Raw genomic sequence first — 19097 nt, 5'->3', positions numbered from 1 at the left:
TTCTATAACCGTCGTACAGGCTGCTTCAAATTGTCACTTCCTTGTCTGACGCTGAGACAAGCGCGAAGGCCATCGCACCGCCACATCTCCGTGGCACGACGTTTGACATTGCGACGTCGGGTTATCGAGGCGTGATGGCAGCCAAGCGCTGAGTTGTCGTAGGCGCGTTCGGGCAGCAGTCTGACGTGCTTCTCAAAAGGGCGCATAATTGCGCCCAATCAGATTCGCCCAACTCCCCACACACCACTCTCAAAAACAATACGAAGAAGAGTCTGTATCGGATAAGATACGTATTTGTATCCAAACAGATACACGTGAATCCGCACAGCCTACCCCCCCCTCGCGAAACGATATGAAAAATCTAAGAAGGCCATTCGTTGGACGGAGGCACGGTAAATGCTTATACGTACACATGGTGCGTAGTTGAAGAGAGTGGGCGACTGAGTTCGCATGAGAGGGTAACGGTCCATCCTTATTTGCGCGTATTCACGAGGGGCTTCGTGTCGGCTGTTGACGGAGGCTCTATTCACAAAGACCCTATTCATAGAAGATGTGCCCATGAGTAACATTCTACTCAGAGGAGGTATCTATGACATCCTTCAAAAAATGGCTTTGGGAAGCTGCACTGCTGGGATTGGCAATAGGAGGCGCGACTGTGCTTTGGCCAGCTCGCGCGGTGCCTGAGACTACATCGATGAGCCTCCCGATGGATACGGTCGCCGACTATCTCCACGCCATCATCGAGGCTGACCGAGATGTGTATACCAGACATGTTGTGGAACGCATGCAAGGGAAAGGGATTGTCGTCGCGTCGGAAAAGTGGGAAGAGACGCACACCCTACCCCTGCCAGCCCAATTTCTATTGGAATCCGGTCGGAACATCGAGAAGAAGGGCATAGGCATACAGTACCGCCTGATCAGTTTGTGGCCGATCAACAAACGCAATATCTCGACAACTCCCCTCCAAACTATGGCGCTCGGCACGATCCTGAATCAGTCCAAACGCCCCTACACCGGCGTCACGAGGGTGGCTGACAAGGAGTATTATGAGGCGGTGTATCCCGATCTGGCCGTTACTCAGGCCTGTATCGGCTGCCACAACGCCCATCCTGACAGCCCAAAGCGTGACTTCAAGCTCAACGATGTCATGGGGGCGATTGTGATCCGTATTCAGTTGGGCCAGTAGCCGTCCAGCAGCGTCGATCACTAGCGGCCACTAAATGCCTATGGGCCTTTGAGAAATCGTACAACACAGTAACCAACAACATGCTTGACGTGCGGAGTGATCTCAGGTCTGTCGGTCAGCCGCAATGGAATACCGGATAGTCTGTGCGCGAGGAGATTCTATGAATAGGGCTCCCTTTCAATGGATTTGCCATGCACAATGCTCCCCTTTTCGGACCTCCTCGTCCCTCTGGTTCGCCATGGACAGGGAGGTACTCGAGAAGCGGATCCCAATAGGACGTTATGGGGAATCACCAGTTGAAAGTCTATAACCATAGCAACCTCAACAAGCGGAACAGCGACCATATCAAGGATCTGGAGGACGACTGGAAGGCTTCACCTGAGAGCGGTGACCCCGAGCGCATCTCGGGGCCATAAAATTGGATCAGGAAACACGCCTCCCAATTGGTTCGACCGGAGCGCGAATTGCACCGAGTGTCTTCTCGTGCTGCTCGTGCGCCCGGTCAACCGGGGTTAGCCAGGAAAATTCACGACTGATGCTACAAAAAATCTATCGAAGCTCCAAACTGTGCTACTAGGAGCGGTGTCGAGACGTTTCTACATCCAGCGTGGAGGACGAGAGCCTCGCTGCAACCCTCGCTTCGCCGTGACCACTCTGCGTGAGGCGCTCGCGGCGGTCTATGCCGTCTATTGTCAGCGCGACGCTGAGTTGCTGTAGGCTTTTTTATGACAGCAGCATCGCTGGCTTCTCGACAAGACACGTAGTTATACCCAATCAGATTCTCCAGGCTCCACATCAACGCACTTGCTCACGAAAGTCGTAAAGACACACACGTATCTCTATGACACGTAGTTGTGCCTACTAATATCGTTCGCCTTCGCACAGTCCGCACATTGTTTCGCGAAACCGTATTGAAAAACGAAGAAGGCGTTTCGTTGAGACATCGGTATAAGAATCGGCATAAGAAATGCTTGAACAGGATGCGTCACTGAACCATGGATACGACATCAATAATTGCCTGAACTTGAATACTCACTTCGACGTCACACATGACCTGATTGACCTTGTGGAAGCCGCTCATAACTTTCGGAAAGCCAGTCTGCCGTTTCTCGTCAAAATCCTTCCGCAACTGGGATGGTGAGTATCGTGGACCGGAAGAAACCACACCCCGACCATGTCGCGGCTGAGCCCATGTTGCTGCCACGGTTACACTTGAATGCCGTGCTGCTGCCGAATCGAACTGTGTTCGTCACTGGTGGATCACTCAAGCAAGAAGACAAGCCGCTCGCTCGGCTCCAGGCTGAGACCTATGATCCGGCGACCGGACAGTGGCGGTTGATGGCCACTTTCACCATTCCACGTCCCTATCACTCGACAGCCCTGCTCTTGCCGGACGGCCGAGTTGTCACCGCCGGCGGGAACCCGGAAGCTTGCAAGTGTCGGTGTCCGGCAACCGGAATCTCGCACCGCCTGGGTGGTACAGGCTCTTCATCGTCGATAGGGTCGGCGTTCCTTCCGTGGCGACGTGGGTGCATCTGACCTAAACACTGGAGGGGATCGCGCGATGAACCCTTTGGCGATCGTCCAGCTCACCGCGTTGATGGATCGCACCAGCGGGAGCCCCGACGTGAAGATCGGGCTCATCGACGGGCCTGTCGTCACACAGCATCCCGATCTGGCGGGCGAACACCTGCGCGAGATTCCTGGACAGAACGGTGCCACATGTACGCAGGCCAGCAGCGCGGCGTGTCTGCATGGGACCTTTGTCGCCGGCATTCTCTCCGCCAAGCGGAATTCCCCGGCACCGGCTATCTGTCCGGACTGCACTCTGTTGATTCGTTCCATCTTTCCCGAACGCGGAACCAATCTTGAACAGATGCCGAGCGCCACACCGCAAGAACTTGCCGAGGCCATTCAGGACTGCCTTGTCGCCGGGGTACGAGTTGTCAATTTGAGCCTCGCGCTGGCACACCCATCCATGAAGGGCGAAGAGGCATTAGATGAGACGCTCAATCACTGCGCCAGACGTGGAGTCCTGGTCGCTGCAGCGGCCGGCAATCAAGCCACGCTCGGCAGCTCTGCGATCACTCGCCATCCCTGGGTCATCCCGGTAGCGGCGTGCGATCGGATGGGCAGACCTATAGGCGAATCAAATTTGGGGAGTTCCATTGGCCGACGGGGACTCTCGGCGCCTGGTGTGGACATTACCAGTCTCGGAACTGCAAGCCAACCCCTCACATTGGGAGGCACGAGTGTGGCCGTGCCGTTTGTCACTGGGGCCATCGCGCTCTTGTGGTCGGAATTTCCTATGGCAAGCGCGGCGCAAGTCAAATTGGCCGTCACACAAGCGTATCAACCACGGCGAGCCTCAGTGGTCCCACCGCTTCTGGATGCCACAGCAGCCTACCAGGCCTTAGCAACCGCGAGAGCAGGGAGGTGACTATCATGAGTACGGGACACGAACGCGATGACGCTCCAACAAAACCTGATTCCTCAGCTTACCGGGTGCGCCTCCCTGGGTTTATCTCCGACGACGAGATCGGTCTAGGCGATGTGGTCAAGCGGGTCACATCGTACATAGGGATCAAGCCTTGTGGTGGTTGCCAACAACGGAGAGCTGCACTCAACCGCTGGATGGTTTTCACGAAAGGACCGTCACGATAGAGGGATGGGGGATATTCGATGTCCCCAGCCAATCACGTTCACACTCATGAGGAAGGAGACAGCCGATGAACGAACCAACGAACCAGACGGCTCAGGTGAGAGAACAACCGGACCCACCGATCAATGGAAATGACCTGCGCCCTGCCGCACCAGCCTCTGAAGCCCGTCATAGTCACGGCGCGATCTCACCGCAAGCAGGCTGCGCCACCTGTGGCGGAGCAGCGGCCATGACCGTGACGCCGTCATTTGTCTATGCCATCGGCCGGGTCGAAGCCCGCTTCCCGAACCTCGCGGCAGAAAAAGAATTTGCCCAGGCGACGGGACGTACCGACACGGCTGGGAAGACCGATCAACAGACCTTCCATGCCGTGCTATCCAAGCGCGAACACCGGTATCTGGTACGTCAACTCTGCTGGGTCCTCACAATCCAGGGGCTGGACACCTATCTGTTGGTGCCTCGCGATCCAGCAGATATTGATCTGCTGGTGGAAGCTATTCGTCCGGCTCCGAGTCCTCACGACATCGATGTGGTCATCGGTCTGCGTGGTCCCATCGCGCCGCCGGAGATGTGCAATGGCTTGATGGTGCCCATCGTGGCGTTTGACCAGATCTATTCCTTCGACCGCGAGGCCCTCGTCAAAGCCATTCCCAAACCGGAAAAAATCGCCGCAGCACAATTTGCCCCTGCAGCTGAGGAACTATTCAACCGCGTGATCCAACTGACCGACAATGCCGGTGCCACTGACGACCACCGCGCCTTGAACTACTTGGCCATGCGGTATCACCAAATCTATGCCAAAGCCGCAGAACAGTTTGGAGGCAATTGTTCGCTCACCGGCGTAGAAGTGCACCCCTCTCCCATGAGCGGCACACGCAAGATCGACGACGTCATTTTCTCCTATACCAATCGTAATACCGATTTCACCGAGAAGTTTTGTGTGCGTGTCGATGTGACCGAGGAGTTTCCATTCTTGGTGACGAAGCTGTCGCCGTACTATGATCGATAAAGCGTCACGCGTATTTATATCTAGGTATAACAGTTGATTCGATATGACGATACCAGCATTTACGGCTGACACGTCACTGTACCGGACCAGCAATCATTACCGGCTTGCGGGTAGCGGGAGATTCCCAGGTGATTGCAATACAACTGTGTTCCCCAAGGATGCGGCCTAATCGAAGGAATTGAATGTGGGCTCGTTATAGCAGGAGGCATTGTTGTCTGTACAGCTTCTTGTCTCGCGAGTCCGGCGCTAGGGGGTTTTCCTTGCTGGACCTGCTGGACAGGCTACTTGGGAGCCCTATCTGGCTTCTGCAAGGATTGTATTCCCGGTTGGATGAAGGCTCTGATCGATGAGTTCGAGAGTGGGCACAGTGGTGGTGGCGGTGGTGGCCTGGGGGGCGTCCCTGTCGGTGTCGGCGGGGTCGGTCGCGGCCTTGAAGATCCAGGCACTGGGCTTCGCCCACGGTGACGGCGATGGCGTGCCTCAGTGAATAGGTACGCGCATGAATGTTGGATGACGCGATAACGCCGCTAACCCGACATACGGCCTGGATCTTTGGAAACACTGCTCTTTGAAACCTAGAATGTAGGAGGTTTGAAATGAATATGCCTGGATTTGATGCAGAGGCAGCACTGAAGGCAATCCCGGGTCAATACCGAGGGAAGGCTGCTTGCGGCAGATTTCCTTCAGAAGTTATGTCGCAATTTAGTTTCCGGTCGGATCTGGATTTGGGCGCGTACCTGAGATGCCGGGCGAATGGGGGTGGCGATCTCATATGCCGTTTCTTTGGCGGGCTTCCTCCCTTCACAATCGGCGGCTTCCTGATCTGATCGATCGCTGGTGGAGCCTCACGGCTGCACAGCGTGGGGCTCCACCGGAAGAGCGTTGGTCTGCGCCGGGGTGGGACTTGCCATTCTCGACGGACAGGAAAAGTTGATTCCCGTGTCCCTGGACCTTTGTTCGACACCGACCTGAACTCTTTACTTGGGAGAAAACGAGATGAAGGAGGCATGCCATGAATTATCCAGGCTTTACTGCGGATCAATCACTTTATAAGACGAATGGATCTTATCGGCTTTCAGCCGGAAACGTTACCGGTATCGCGTTGCCACTGGGTTTTGTCCAGCCCATGCAACTCCAGACGGCTATCTCCGGTGGAGCGTTTCCGTCCAGATGCTTTGATTGCTTCCCCAATCCAAGTTCTGAGACCGGATGTTCTCAGTTGTGCATAAGTCGTTTTCCTTTCAGGATATTTTTGCGTAACTGTGTGGGCTGCGATGTACCAGCCTGCGGAGGCATCGCGGGAATACCTTGTCCCGACGCAAGCCAATATTGCGATTTTGGAATCGGTAACTGCAGGGTCGCAGATGCGCAAGGCACGTGCAAAACCAGGCCGGAGTTTTGCCCATTTATATTCAACCCGGTTTGCGGTTGCGACGGCAAAACTTATGCGAATGAATGTGCGGCGGCATCTGCCGGTGTCTCCATCGACCACCGGGGCAAATGTGATGCTGGCGAGGGGTCCACTTGCGGAGGCATCGCGGGAATCCCTTGTCCTGACGCAGGCCAATATTGCGATTTTGGAATTGGGAACTGCAGGGTCGCGGATGCGCAAGGCACCTGCAAGACCAGGCCGAAGTTTTGCCCAGACATATTCACCCCGGTTTGCGGTTGCGACGGCAAAACGTATGCGAATGAATGTACGGCGGCATCTGCCGGTGTCTCCATCGATCACCAGGGCAAATGCGGTGGCAGTGGTGGCGTGCTTCAGTGAACATGTAGGCGCGAGGACGTAGCTATTCAACAGGGACAGGAGGTCATGATGCTCATTCAGAGACGTATGATGAAGCGGGCGATTTTGGGCATCCTGGGCATAATCGCCCTGATCAGTTGCGCGACCCTCCAGCCCGGTCTGCCGGGGAAGGTGATCGATGAAGCGCGCAGCGTAGCGCGCGCCCCAGCTTCGTTCCCCGCGGCCGATGAGGATTATTTTCACGATATGGATGGCGGCGTCGCCCTCTCTCGTGAAGAAATCCAAGGCCGCAATACCTGGCTGGTCTGGACCGCGGGGAACGATCGGTTCTGGGATAGGCTCGCCGTCGCCAGCTTCGGCAACCTGGACTTCTTGAAGACGCTCTCGTCGCACCCGAGCCTCAAATTCAGCCGCGACAACCGCTGGCACTATCTCGGCCTGGTCAACGAACCCTGTTTCGAGAAGGCAACCGGTCCCGATCCCGGTCGCTATGGCCTGTGGTTGGATCAGCGTCGCCACGACTGTCCGCCCGACCCGTTCGCGAACGAGAAAAAGTATCCCGGCGTGGCGATTGGGGCACGCGGAAAGAATTTGCCGATCGGCTCCTACTATGGGGAACCGACCGGCATCGTCGGGTTGCGGCTCTTTCCAAATCCCGACTTCGACGAAGCCGCTGCGAAGAAATGGAACCCCACGCGTTACTACGAGGATCCCAGCTACTATTTGTCCAAAGATTTAGTGAAACCCTATCGAGTCGGGATGTCGTGCGCGTTCTGCCATGTCGGTCCCAATCCGGTCAAGCCGCCGGCCGACCCCGAGCATCCTCAATGGGACAACTTAAGCTCCAATGTCGGAGCGCAGTATTTTTGGATCGATCGGATCTTTACCTGGGATGCCGACGAATCGAGCTTCCCGTTTCAGCTCTTTCACACCTCGCGTCCAGGGGCGCTCGATACCTCACTGGTCTCCACGGATTACATCAACAATCCACGCACGATGAACGCCGTCTATGCGCTGGGGTCTCGATTGCAGCAAGCTCAGCGCTGGGGAAAGGAGACGTTGGCCGGCGGCGGCTTGGACAACAAGCAGTTCAACGATTATGTCGCCGCCGGCCCGTTGACCAAATTTTTTCAACCGCCCAACGTCGTGTGGACGCCTCGTGTGCTCAAGGACGGCTCGGATTCCGTTGGTGCCCTAGGCGCGCTCAATCGCGTCTTCTTGAACATCGGTCTGTTCAGCGAAGAATGGCTCCTTCACTTCAAACCCTTGGTCGGTGGGGAGCCGATCACGCCCATGCGGATTGCCGTCGCTCACGACCATTCCGTCTATTGGCAAGCCACCGAGGCGCAGACTCCCAATCTGGCGTTGTTCTTCTTGAAGACGACCGACCCGCACAAATTGCGCGACGCTCCAGGAGGCGCCCAGCATCTCACCAAGGATATGACCCAGCTGGCGCACGGGAAGGAAGTGTTTGCCGAGCGCTGCGCACGATGTCACTCCAGCAAGCTGCCCACCCCGGCAATCGGGCTCGATCCCGGCGGCTGCGCTGGGTCCGGGTATTTGGGGTGCTGGCAGAAATACTGGGAATGGACGAAGACCGAAGAGTTTCAGCGCGAGATGAAGAGAATCGTCATGCGGGACGACTTCCTTGACAACAACTTTCTCTCCACCGAGGTGCGTGTGCCGGTTACCTTGCTGGAAACCAACGCCTGTAGTCCGCTCGCGACGAACGCCATCGGCGAGAACATTTGGGATAATTTTTCATCCCAATCCTATAAGGACCTCCCGCCGGTAGGGACGATTACGGTCCATCATCCTCTCACCGGCGAGCCGAAGCCGTATGAGATGCCCGCCGGCGGACGCGGGTACACGCGGCCTGCCTCGTTGGTGAGCCTCTGGTCGACGGCGCCGTTTCTGTTGAACAACAGCGTCGGCCGCTTCAATCCGAGCCCGAGTGTCGAGGCTCGGATGCAATCCTTCCAATCCTCGATTGAGCAGATGCTCTGGCCGGAGAAGCGAGACAAAGATCGCATCTTCGGCGATAAGGTACCAGGCGTCATCGACCGCACGACGGCGACGAGCTATCTCCGAATCCCCAAGGGGTACTTGCCGGAAGTGCTCCAAGACCTGTCCCTGTTGGAGGACGACCTCTTCCCTTCGATTTTTGAAAGAGGCGGCATCCAGATCGGGCCGATTCCGGCCGGGACTCCGGTGAATCTGTTGACGAACATCAATCTGCTGCCGGAAGGCATGACGCTGACGGAGCGCATTGCGCATCAGAAGAAGCTGCTCAAGTTGTTGGTGCGGCTTAAGAAGGACTTGAAGGCGATGCCGAAAGGTGCCACGGACGAGGAAGCCCGCCAGGTGTGGAGCAATCTCGTTGAGCCCCTCTTGGAGTTCAACAAGTGCCCGGACTTCGTCGTGAACCGCGGCCATTACTTCGGCACGAACCATTTCAAAGAGGAGCCGGGCCTGTCGGACGACGACAAGTATGCGTTGATCGAGTTTCTGAAGACTTTTTAACGTCGTGCCAGCCTGTCGTCCCACGACGCGGCACTCTCCGGTGCGTTCATTTCTCATGGAACGCACGATGGGATGAGGCAAGGAAAGGGCGCCCGATGATGGATCCCAAGACCAGGCGTGATTTTCTGAAACTGGCTGCCGTGGCCGGATTGAGCTTGCCGCTCGACGGCTGTTTCCGTGCCTTCAAGCAATGGGAACGCGGGGCCATCCACTGTGCCACCCCGGTAGGGCCGGCCGATGGCGCGACGTTTGATTACATCGTGATCGGATCCGGCGCCGGCGGCGGGCCGGTCGCGGCCAACCTCGCGACGGCCGGGTTCCGGGTCGCGCTGCTCGAAGCCGGCGGCGAGGAGACGAATCCGAACTACTCGGTACCGATGTTTCATGGGTTTGCCACCGAGGATGAGACGTTTCGCTGGGATTACTTTGTCAAACACTATGAAGATCCCGATCGACGTCGGCGCGACAGCAAGTACGTGGCGGAGCATGACGGGGTTTTGTATCCGAGAGCCGGGACGCTAGGCGGGTGTACGGCGCACAATGCGATGATCACCGTGTACCCGCACAATAGCGATTGGGACGGCATCGCGCAGGTGACCGGCGATCCGTCATGGGCCAGTGAGGCGATGCGCCGCTATTTTGAACGACTCGAACAGTCCCGTTACGTCCATGGGCTGATCGAAAAGGCGGAGAACCGAAGCCGGCATGGCTTCGCCGGGTGGCTCACGACGAACATGGCCGACCCGACTCTGGTGATCAAGGATAAGCAGGTGCTCGATATGATCGCCTCGATGGTGGAAGGCGCCCTCCGTGAAGATGTCGGCCGGCCGCTGAGCCTGCTGAAAAGTCATTTCGATCCCAATGACTGGCGCATCGTCGTCGATAGCCCGGAAGGTGTCTTCGGTACGCCGCTGGCGACGAACGAGGGACGACGGACTGGCACAAGGGAATATCTCCAAGCGGTGGCGAAGGCCTGTCCCGCGAATCTGACCATCGTGCCCCATGCACTCGCCACTCGGATTCTGCTGAATGACGACAAGCGGGCGACCGGGGTGGAATATTTGCAGGGGCCGTCGCTGTATCGAGCCGACCCACGGGCAAAGACCGCTCCTAGCCCTGTCCCGAAAACAATCCAAGCTCGGCGTGAGGTCATTCTCTCCGCCGGCGCCTTCAACAGTCCTCAGCTGCTCAAATTATCCGGGATCGGCCCAAGGGACGAGCTGACACGTTTCGGAATTGAGACTCAGGTGGAGCTGCCGGGGGTCGGAGAACATTTGCAGGATCGGTATGAGATCGGCGTCATCACGGAGATGGATCGTGATTTTCAAGTCCTGCGGGACTGCACGTTCGAGCCGCCGGCGCCCGACCGGCAGCCGGACCCCTGCTTCGCGGATTGGCAGAACGGCACGGGTGTCTATACGACCAACGGCCTGGTCATCAGCCTCATCAAACGCTCCCGTCCTGAGCGGCCGCTGCCTGATCTCTACATCTTCGGTGTGCCAAGCTACTTCAAGGGTTATTTCCCCACGTATTCGGAGATCTTGCGTCAGCGCAAAGATTACTTTACCTGGGCCATTCTCAAAGCCCATACGCAAAACACCGCCGGACGAGTCACGCTGCGATCCACCGATCCGCGTGACGTCCCCGAGATCAACTTCCATTATTTCGATGAATCGAACGATACGGCGCAAGAAGATCTGGAGTCCGTCGTCGAGGGCATCGAGTTTGTGCGCCGGATCTCACGCCAGGCTCAGGGCGTGATTAAGCGAGAAGTGATCCCGGGCCCGGACATCGCGAGCCGGGACGATCTGCGCACATTCGTGCGGAACGAAGCGTGGAGCCATCATGCCTCCTGCAGCAACAAGATGGGGCCGGCGACCGATCCCATGGCGGTGGTGGACAGCCGGTTTCGCGTCCACGGGACGACAAACCTACGGGTAGTGGATGCGTCCGTCTTTCCTCGCATCCCAGGGTTCTTTATCGTGTCGGCGATCTACATGATCAGCGAGAAGGCCAGCGACGTGATTGCCGAGGATGCTCGAGCCGCCGATGGACGCTGATGAGCACATCACGCTGCTGCAACCAAGGTTATGAGAATGTTTGTTGAGCCGGTTTTGAGATGCACCGGCTACTGGGAAATCCGAGCTCTTCATGAAGAATCCCGGCTAGCGATGAATGGTAGCCTCAACGCAGAGGATGTGGTGTCGCTTCCGTCGCAGGCCTTTGAGCAAGTGTGGAAACCTCCATCGTATGAGGTCGGATGACCCTTTGCTCCATCCATCGATACAACACGGGCAAAACTAACAACGTCAATGCCGTGGACGAAATCAATCCACCGATGACGACCGTTGCCAACGGTCTTTGCACTTCGGAACCAGGGCCGCTTGCGAAGAGTAATGGCGTGAGTCCAAGTGCCGCCACGGTCGCGGTCATCAGCACAGGGCGCAACCGCAAGACCATGCCGGTCAACACCGCCTCGTCCAACGGCATCCCCTGCTCCCGCAACTGGGTGATATAGGCAATCTTCACCACCCCATTGAGCACGGCCACACCGAACAAGGCGATGAAACCAACAGAGGCTGGAACGGAGAGGTACAGGCCACCGATCAGCAGGGCTACAAAACCACCGACCATGGCGAATGGAATCGCGAGCAGAATCAGCGCCGCTTGCCGTAGGTTTCGAAACGTGAAATAGAGCAACAAAAAGATCAAACCGATGACCAAAGGCACGACCACGGCTAGACGTGCCATGGCCTTCTGTTGATTTTCGAATTGACCACCCCACGTAACATAATAGCCGGGCGGAAGCTTCACCAGCCCGTCTACCGCTGCTTGCGCCTCTTCGACCGCGCCGACGAGGTCGCGTTCAACGATATTTGCTTCGATCACAATTCGGCGAGTCGCATGCTCACGGCTGATTTGCGCCGGTCCTTCCAGAATTCGAATGTCGGCCAGATCACGAAGTGGAATGCGGGAGCCGTCCGGCGCCGTCACCCAGAGCGCCGAGATCGTCTCGACATCGGTCCGCCGATCGTCCGGAAATCGCACCATGATCGGAAAACGCCACTGTCCTTCGAAAACCTCGCCGGCGGCAATGCCGCCACCGACTGCCTCAATCACTTCCGTGATCTCTGCAACATTGATCCCGTGACGCGCGATCTTGGCACGGTCGATGTCGATCTTCAGATAATACAGGCCCGAGATCTGCTCGACTCGTAGATCGGAAATACCGCGCACTTGCCGCATCACCCGCGAGATTTCGTCCGCCTTGATGCGCAAGGCTTCAAGGTCCTCGCCGAACAGTTTGACGGCGACTTGAGATCGGACTCCCGAGACCAGTTCATCGACGCGCATGGCGATCGGCTGAGACAGCCCGAACGAAATGCCTGGCACTTGCTCCAGCCGGCGCCGGACTTGGTCCTCTATGTCGGCTTTGGACTCGGCTTGCCATTCTGATTTGGGCTTGAGCAAGACATACATGTCACTGAGTTCCATCCCCATCGGATCGGTACCCAACTCATTGGCTCCCGTACGGGAGATCACAGAACGCACATCGGGGATCTCCAGCAACAACCGTTCGACGTCCCCGGAGATCTTCAGCGATTCGGTCAAGCTGATGCTGGGAAGCCGCATCATATTCACCACGACCGTGCCTTCATCCATGATGGGGACGAACTCCCGGCCGATGAACGGGATCAATGCCGCCCCCCCGACGAGCACCGCGGTCGCCACGAGGACGACCAGGCGAGTTCTGCGGATGGCTCCCTCCAACAACCGGCGATACTGCTTCCGTCCACGCTCCAACAGACGCCCGTCCTCCTGGGCGGTACGAGGTTTCATGAGCACCGCCGCCAGTACGGGAACGACTGTCATCGAGAGCAGTAACGAACTTAGGAGCGCTATGACTACCGTCAGGGCCAGCGGCACGAACATTTTGCCTTCCATGCCTTGGAGTGTCAGGAGCGGAACAAAGGTCAACGCGATGATCAACTCCCCGAACAGACTTGGCTTCCGCACTTCCAGGACGGCGCGCAAAACCACGGGCAGCCGTTCCGATAGGGTGTTCAGAGGAACTGGGCCTTCCGACTGTTCACTCAAGTGACGCTCCACGTTCTCCACCTGCACGATGGCTGCATCGACAATCATTCCCAGCGAAATAGCCAGGCCGCCCAACGACATCAAATTCGCTGACAGGCCGACCTGCTGCATGATGATGAACGTAGCCAAGGTGGCCAGCGGCAAGGTCAGAGCAACAACGAGCGCGCCACGGAGGTTGCGGAGGAAGAGATACAAGACGAGGATGACGACCGCGACGCCCTCCAGCAAAGCCCGCTCGACCGTATCGAGGGCCCTTGTCACCAATTCGATGCGGTCCAAGAAGGGCACCATCTTCACCCCGGCCGGCAAGACACGATTGACCAGCTCGACCTTGTCTCTCACGGTGGAGACAATCTCCCGACTATTGCCGCCCCGCAACATCACGGCGATCCCTTCGAGCACCTCGCCCTTCCCGTCACGCGTCGTCCCTCCCAAGCGGATGGCCATGCCTTGGCGAACCTGCGCGACATCCTTGAGATAGATCGGTGTGCCCTTGTGCGCCTCCACCACGATCTGTTCAAGATCTGCCGCAGAGCGGGCCAGCCCTACACCATAGACGACCAACTTATCCCCTCCCTGCTCGATGTAACTCCCTCCGGCATTCTGGTTGTTCCCTACGACAGCAGCATGGACTTGGCGCAACGTGAGTCCATAGCTCGCCAATCGATTGGGATCGACGAGGACTTCGTACTGTTTGGCCAAGCCGCCCAAGGTATCGACATCCGCGAGGCCCGGGACCGCGCGCAGCATCGGACGGATGACCCAGTCTTGCAGAGTCCGCAACTCCATGAGACTCTGTGTCGAACCCTCGACGAGATACATGAAGACCTCGCTCAAGCCGGTGCTGACTGGTCCCAGCACCGGCTCGGCGCTTGCTGGAAGCCCGGATCGCGCTCGAAGTATTCGTTCCAAGACGAGTTGCCGGGCGAAGTAGATATCGATCGTATCTTCGAAGACCACGGTGATCACCGAGATCCCGAATCTCGACACTGACCGGAGTTCAGTTTTGCCAGGCAAGTTCGTCAACTCGATCTCCAGGGGAAAGGTCACGAGGCGTTCGATTTCGGAAGGAGCTAAAGAGGGCGCTCGGGTGATGACTTGAACTTGGACGGGAGTGACGTCGGGGAACGCGTCGATCGGCAGATGGCGAAATGCCGTCACGCCTCCCGCAATAAGTCCCAGAACGACCAGCAGCACAAGAAGTCGCTGCTCTAACGCGTTGCGGATGAGTCGTTCGATCATAGAGGACCTCCCGTCGGCATCTGCTCGCGGAGCAATTCTGACTTGAGGGCGTAACTGCCTTGCGTCACTACCTCGTCTCCGGCAGTCAGTCCTGTGAGGACCTGAACATACTCGGTCGCGGTCCGGGCGAAGGTCACCTCGCGGGGTTCGAACCGACGGGGTCCCTGTACGACGAAGGCAACCTGTCGGTTGCCCATCTGCTGCACCGCCACACGTGGGACAGTCAAGACCGATTGCTCGTCCGCCATCAAGAGGACATCGGCGAACATCTCCGGCCGCAATCGACCATCAGGGTTGGGCACCTCCGCACGTGCCGTGATCGTTCTGGTCGCCGGGTCGATCACGGCGCCGACATAGGTAATGGCCCCTCGAAACGTCGTGTCTGGATAGGCCGACACCCGCAGGTCGATGGTGAGCCCAGCCTTCAATTGTCCGGCCTGTTGCTCCGGAAAGTCGGCGCGGACCCACACAGTGGAAAGATCAGCCACCGTAAACAGTGTCTTATTGGGGTCGACGACCTCACCGATCGTCGCCTTCCGATCGATCACCTCACCGCGAAAGGGAGCTCGAAGAAAAACTTGCGCGACTTCGGCATGAGGCAATGTCTTGGCTGCCAGGCGGTGGATCTCCTTCTCCGTCATGCCGAGCAAATGCAATTTTTCCTCTGCCTCGTGCAAATCGGCTCGCGCGTTCTCATAGTCGGCCTCGCGCCGTTGATGTTCACCCGCGCTGATTGCCCCTCGATCCAGCAGCGCTTGGGCCCGTTCGAGAGCTTTTTCCGCCACACCCAAGAGGTTCCGCGCTTTGCGATATTCAAGCTGGGCCTCTCCAAAGGCAGGGCTATCGAGCAGCAGAAGCCGGTCGCCTTCTTTCACTCGGTCTCCAAAGTCGGCATACACAACCACGATACGGCCTGGAACCCTCGCGCTGAGATGCGCGAGTCGATTCTCATTGGCTAAAATCTTTCCCGCCTGGGCTTTGAGAGCGGTCTTGATCGGTCGGAAAGCGACTCGTTCGGTTTGCAGATGAGCAAGGGTCGGACTCCCTTCCGGCAACTCAAGAACACCTGGTTCCAAATGAGAAGGCGTGGCTGCCGGAGGCGGAGGCTTCGGAGGATCCTCTTGCTTTGACTGGCACGAGAGATGGACCGTGGCCATAAAAAGCAACCAAACGATCCAGAGACATGCCAACGAGAGGCGCAGGACAGAGTGAACGCTCATGGTAATCCTCCCACCGACCACTCCAGTCTGGTCAGCGCGATGGAATGATCGGCTTGGGCTTGAGCATATTCGAGCAAGGTCTGGCGATAGACACGTTGCGCGTCGATGACTTCGAGCAGACTGGTCGCTCCATGGCGAAAACTGAACTGGGCGATGTCGAGGGCTTCTTTGGCCTGATGCAGAAGCCCCTGTTCAAAAACCTTCACCTGCGCTTGGGCGGTCTGCATCTCCTGAAAATACTGGGTGATGGTCTGTTCCAGTTCCTGCTGCATTCGATCTCGTTCCGCTTGAGCCTCTCGATAGGCTCCCATCGCCGCCCCGATTTCTCCCTGTCGGCGGTACCAAATGGGCAGTGCCACGCTGAGTCCCGCCGTCATGGATTCATCGCCGGCTTCTCGGTGATACTGCCCGAACACGGAGACATTCGGAATGCGCGATGCCCGTTCGTGCTCGATCGTATGTTCGGCTTGCTCGACCACTTTCTGCTGTCGGCGAAGCGCGGGCTGTCGATCGGCTGCCTGATTCATCAACAGGTGGAGTTCCAAGCCGGCCCTCACTGTTTCGAACTCTCCTTGGACGGCAAATGATTCTCCCAGGGCCTTGCCTGTCACCGTATTGAGTCTGGCGCGGGCCACGAGAAGGGCATTGTCCGCCCTCGCCAGATCCTTTTGAGATTTCTGGAGTTCGACGGTCGCCTTGATCAGCTCGAATTTCGGCGCCTCCTTGGTACTGACGCGCGCGCTCACCAAATTCACGAGGTCTTCCACCGTCTTCAGATTCTCTCTCGCAAGCCATGCGTCTTGTTGCGCCAGGAGCAATTGAAAGAACGCCTCTTTTGTGTCGGTCATGACCGACAGTTTTGTTTGATCGAGGCCGGCAAGCGCACTCCCTATGCCCGCGTCAGCGGCACGTTGCCTGGCTGCGCGTTTGTCCAGCCACTCCAACGGCTGCTGCACCGTAACTGTCCGTTCGATGATGGAGACGCCTGTGCTAGGGTCACGAATCGACCCGTGACCCGCAGAACCGGTGAAGGTGGGATTCAGATAGGCGCCGGCCGTGACGCGTTGGCTCTGGTTCTGTTCCAGGACTGCCGCCGCGCCTTTCATCTTGGGGTTGTGTTGAAGGGCGAGTTGTATGACTTGACCCACGGTGTACCCGCCTGGGCTCAGTTCTGCGGCATGGCCCGTCAGATAAGACCCGGATATCATCGCGCATCCGAAGGCGGCGATGATGCTGCAAACCCGTGCAGGTCTCATGCTGTCCTCCTCTGTCGGCGCCATAGCGACTCGCCTCCATAAAGAACAGACGAACCCGGATCGCCGACAAAAATATATCGATATGTCAGGAGCTGTACAAAGCGAGGTCAGACGGAAGGAGGCGCACGAGATGGAAGACTGTTCGTAAGGAAACGATTCGTTAACGGAAGATCGGGTTGTGGCTCCCAAGTGGCAGAAGGCCCTGTAGACCGATTCGGGTAGGAAGAATGTGCCACCACATTCAAGGCGGTGCCTTTGCCGACTTGCGGCTCGACGGAAGACGCGAGAATCAAATCGATTTCGAGGTGCTCCGCCCCATGGAACGGCTGCGCAATCAGATGAAGGGGGCAGCTGGACTCGTTGGCTGCCACCGAGGCATGATCGTAGCTCGCAAATTCGCAACTCAGGTCAGGTGAAAAAACCGTATGGACCGTGCCACCATGGACATGACCAGCTTCGCCATGGCGATGGTCGGCCTCGGGATGGATATGCACCAATGGCGCGGCAAGCATCCATAGGGCCGCCCACGTAAGGACTGGCAGGCGTGACCAACCCATATTCTCTCCTCTCAACCGCATGGCGACAGCCTAGCACAGTCCCGTAATTGCATCAATTAACGCTGCTGTGCATGGCATGATTGGTTCATCCGTAGATCAGAAGCGGTATTGACCCGCATTATTCATGAAGACTGCTGCTGTCATTGAGCTATGGGCACCGCAGGATACATGAACCATATTCAGGCGAGGCTTGTCACGGTTGCGAGAGGCATCGAACAGCTACCATCGTGCCAAAATCTCATCGGCAACTTGCGTGACAGATTTTCCATCGGTCTCAATGACATAATCGGCGGCCGCTTGATACTTCGGTGTGCGCTCACGAAGGACAACTTGAATCTCATCCAAGAAAGACTTGACTCCCGTGAGGGAAGGGCGTTGCGAATCCTGACCGATACGCTCAGTTATCGTGCTCGGGGAGGCGGTCAGCCAGAACAGTCTTCCTGTTTCTTTTAACACCTCGACATTTCGTGGTCGTAGAATTGCTCCCCCGCCCGTATCGACGACTAGCCCAGTCCGACCGGCCAGTTCTTGACAGACCTTGGCTTCGAGATCGCGGAAGTACTCCCATCCATTCTTTTCAACGATTTCCGGAATGCTTTGACCGACCAACTTCACAATCTCCGCGTCTGTCGACAGAAGCATGCGCCCAAGTCGCACCGCCACGATATTGCCGACGGTGCTCTTTCCGGTTCCACGATAGCCGATCAGCACTACATTCATCGGAAATGAGACTCCAGTACCGCACGCATCACATCAACGGGCGCAGACTGATTCGTCCAGAACTCAAATTGAGTGACGGCTTGATTGAGAAACATCTCCAGCCCAGGAATCGTCCTACACCCTGCACGCTTCGCATCTTTGAGCAATCTCGTTTCGAGTGGGTTGTAGACGATATCCATGACCGAAAGGTCGGCGTGGAGGAGCGAAGGAGGAATACAGGTCGTATCGGCGTTCGGAGACATGCCGACCGGGGTGCAATGAATCAGCACCTGGGCGTTAGGGAGAACCCTCTGAAGAGTGGTTTCATCAAGATGAAAGTCTTCAACCGTCAATGTTGCCTGGGTACGAAGATCCTGAGCTAAACTGGTCCGTTCAGGGTCGTCAACTCCCAACAACGTCAACTTTTCCGCATTGGATTCGACCGCCAACGCGAAGGCGATCGCTCGAGCGGCACCTCCGGAACCAAGGACGACGATGCGTCGGCCCTTGAGCTCAGCCCCGCCCTCCCTCAACGCCCTCAGAGCGCCTGTTGCATCCGTGTTGTACCCGGTGAGCTTGCCCTTTTCGGCAACGATGGTGTTGATCGCACCAATCCGTTGAGCCGTCAGCTCCACATGATCAAGAAAGGGTATGGCGGCCACCTTGTGAGGAATCGTCACGCTCGCCCCGCGAAAGTTTCCCAGTGCGCGGAGCCCTTTGATGGCATCACCAATTGTTTCCACTTGCCAGGCGAGATAGACAAAGTTGAGCCCTAATTTGCGCAACGCAGCGTTGTGGATGGCGGGCGAGAGCGAATGACCGACTGGATTGCCGATCACCCCGCAAAACTGTGTCCGAGCATCAATGTCCATTCTTCACCTAGAGGGGGCGTTTT

Annotated in this window: 15 protein-coding genes; 9 read left to right on the top strand and 6 right to left on the bottom strand. The window is 57.3% G+C overall.

Features of this window, described 5'->3' with window-relative positions; all coding sequences use genetic code 11:
- The first annotated feature begins 589 nt into the window (after window positions 1-589).
- The 9 genes from P0119_16430 (at window position 590) to P0119_16390 (ending at window position 11190) form a co-directional block, all read left to right on the top strand.
- Window positions 590-1186: a DUF3365 domain-containing protein gene (locus tag P0119_16430; protein ID MDF0667639.1), complete on the top strand. Its 597-nt coding sequence runs from the start codon at window positions 590-592 to the stop codon at window positions 1184-1186.
- A 582-nt stretch (window positions 1187-1768) separates the two neighbouring features.
- Window positions 1769-1903, top strand: a complete 135-nt coding sequence (locus P0119_16425) for a hypothetical protein (GenBank protein ID MDF0667638.1) — start codon at window positions 1769-1771, stop codon at window positions 1901-1903.
- A gap of 429 nt (window positions 1904-2332) precedes the next feature.
- On the top strand, window positions 2333-2725 hold the full coding sequence (locus P0119_16420; protein ID MDF0667637.1) for a hypothetical protein: 393 nt from the start codon (window positions 2333-2335) through the stop codon (window positions 2723-2725).
- A gap of 25 nt (window positions 2726-2750) precedes the next feature.
- Window positions 2751-3626: a S8 family serine peptidase gene (locus P0119_16415; GenBank protein ID MDF0667636.1), complete on the top strand. Its 876-nt coding sequence runs from the start codon at window positions 2751-2753 to the stop codon at window positions 3624-3626.
- Window positions 3627-3915: 289 nt separating this feature from the next.
- Complete coding sequence (locus tag P0119_16410; protein MDF0667635.1) at window positions 3916-4857, top strand: hypothetical protein; 942 nt, start codon at window positions 3916-3918, stop codon at window positions 4855-4857.
- A 346-nt stretch (window positions 4858-5203) separates the two neighbouring features.
- Window positions 5204-5344, top strand: coding sequence for a hypothetical protein (locus P0119_16405; GenBank protein MDF0667634.1), 141 nt, complete (start codon window positions 5204-5206; stop codon window positions 5342-5344).
- 787 nt (window positions 5345-6131) lie between these two features.
- Window positions 6132-6650, top strand: coding sequence for a hypothetical protein (locus P0119_16400; protein MDF0667633.1), 519 nt, complete (start codon window positions 6132-6134; stop codon window positions 6648-6650).
- A gap of 23 nt (window positions 6651-6673) precedes the next feature.
- On the top strand, window positions 6674-9130 hold the full coding sequence (locus tag P0119_16395; GenBank protein ID MDF0667632.1) for a hypothetical protein: 2457 nt from the start codon (window positions 6674-6676) through the stop codon (window positions 9128-9130).
- Window positions 9131-9225: 95 nt separating this feature from the next.
- Window positions 9226-11190, top strand: coding sequence for a GMC family oxidoreductase (locus tag P0119_16390; protein ID MDF0667631.1), 1965 nt, complete (start codon window positions 9226-9228; stop codon window positions 11188-11190).
- A gap of 124 nt (window positions 11191-11314) precedes the next feature.
- On the opposite strand, the gene P0119_16385 is transcribed toward P0119_16390, so the two are convergent.
- The 6 genes from P0119_16385 to P0119_16360 all read right to left on the bottom strand — a co-directional run bounded on the left by P0119_16385 (window position 11315) and on the right by P0119_16360 (window position 19074).
- Window positions 11315-14470 (bottom strand): CusA/CzcA family heavy metal efflux RND transporter, encoded by a 3156-nt coding sequence (locus P0119_16385; GenBank protein ID MDF0667630.1) that lies wholly within the window; start codon window positions 14468-14470, stop codon window positions 11315-11317.
- The gene (locus P0119_16380) at window positions 14467-15690 is read right to left on the bottom strand and encodes an efflux RND transporter periplasmic adaptor subunit (protein ID MDF0667629.1); all 1224 of its coding nucleotides are present in this window, start codon (window positions 15688-15690) and stop codon (window positions 14467-14469) included. Before P0119_16380 ends, P0119_16385 begins: the two co-directional genes overlap by 4 nt.
- Window positions 15687-16946 (bottom strand): TolC family protein, encoded by a 1260-nt coding sequence (locus tag P0119_16375; protein MDF0667628.1) that lies wholly within the window; start codon window positions 16944-16946, stop codon window positions 15687-15689. Before P0119_16375 ends, P0119_16380 begins: the two co-directional genes overlap by 4 nt.
- A gap of 107 nt (window positions 16947-17053) precedes the next feature.
- Window positions 17054-17503, bottom strand: a complete 450-nt coding sequence (locus P0119_16370; GenBank protein MDF0667627.1) for a hypothetical protein — start codon at window positions 17501-17503, stop codon at window positions 17054-17056.
- A gap of 219 nt (window positions 17504-17722) precedes the next feature.
- Window positions 17723-18223: a shikimate kinase gene (locus P0119_16365; protein ID MDF0667626.1), complete on the bottom strand. Its 501-nt coding sequence runs from the start codon at window positions 18221-18223 to the stop codon at window positions 17723-17725.
- Window positions 18220-19074: a shikimate dehydrogenase gene (locus P0119_16360; protein ID MDF0667625.1), complete on the bottom strand. Its 855-nt coding sequence runs from the start codon at window positions 19072-19074 to the stop codon at window positions 18220-18222. Before P0119_16360 ends, P0119_16365 begins: the two co-directional genes overlap by 4 nt.
- Between the last annotated feature and the right edge of the window lie 23 nt (window positions 19075-19097).

Origin of the sequence: Nitrospira sp. (genome assembly GCA_029194665.1) — a bacterium.
In the GTDB taxonomy this organism is placed as follows: domain Bacteria; phylum Nitrospirota; class Nitrospiria; order Nitrospirales; family Nitrospiraceae; genus Nitrospira_D.
This window is presented reverse-complemented; position numbering and strand designations above follow the sequence as displayed.

Bases quoted from the DNA above. Each gene is read 5' to 3' on its own strand.
- P0119_16415 (MDF0667636.1), top strand. From the start codon at position 2,751: ATGAACCCTTTGGCGATCGTCCAGCTCACCGCGTTGATGGATCGCACC.
- P0119_16405 (MDF0667634.1), top strand. From the start codon at position 5,204: ATGAGTTCGAGAGTGGGCACAGTGGTGGTGGCGGTGGTGGCCTGGGGG.
- P0119_16395 (MDF0667632.1), top strand. From the start codon at position 6,674: ATGATGCTCATTCAGAGACGTATGATGAAGCGGGCGATTTTGGGCATC.
- P0119_16365 (MDF0667626.1), bottom strand. From the start codon at position 18,223: ATGAATGTAGTGCTGATCGGCTATCGTGGAACCGGAAAGAGCACCGTC.
- P0119_16430 (MDF0667639.1), top strand. From the start codon at position 590: ATGACATCCTTCAAAAAATGGCTTTGGGAAGCTGCACTGCTGGGATTG.
- P0119_16360 (MDF0667625.1), bottom strand. From the start codon at position 19,074: ATGGACATTGATGCTCGGACACAGTTTTGCGGGGTGATCGGCAATCCA.
- P0119_16370 (MDF0667627.1), bottom strand. From the start codon at position 17,503: ATGGGTTGGTCACGCCTGCCAGTCCTTACGTGGGCGGCCCTATGGATG.
- P0119_16390 (MDF0667631.1), top strand. From the start codon at position 9,226: ATGATGGATCCCAAGACCAGGCGTGATTTTCTGAAACTGGCTGCCGTG.
- P0119_16410 (MDF0667635.1), top strand. From the start codon at position 3,916: ATGAACGAACCAACGAACCAGACGGCTCAGGTGAGAGAACAACCGGAC.
- P0119_16400 (MDF0667633.1), top strand. From the start codon at position 6,132: ATGTACCAGCCTGCGGAGGCATCGCGGGAATACCTTGTCCCGACGCAA.
- P0119_16380 (MDF0667629.1), bottom strand. From the start codon at position 15,690: ATGAGCGTTCACTCTGTCCTGCGCCTCTCGTTGGCATGTCTCTGGATC.
- P0119_16375 (MDF0667628.1), bottom strand. From the start codon at position 16,946: ATGAGACCTGCACGGGTTTGCAGCATCATCGCCGCCTTCGGATGCGCG.
- P0119_16385 (MDF0667630.1), bottom strand. From the start codon at position 14,470: ATGATCGAACGACTCATCCGCAACGCGTTAGAGCAGCGACTTCTTGTG.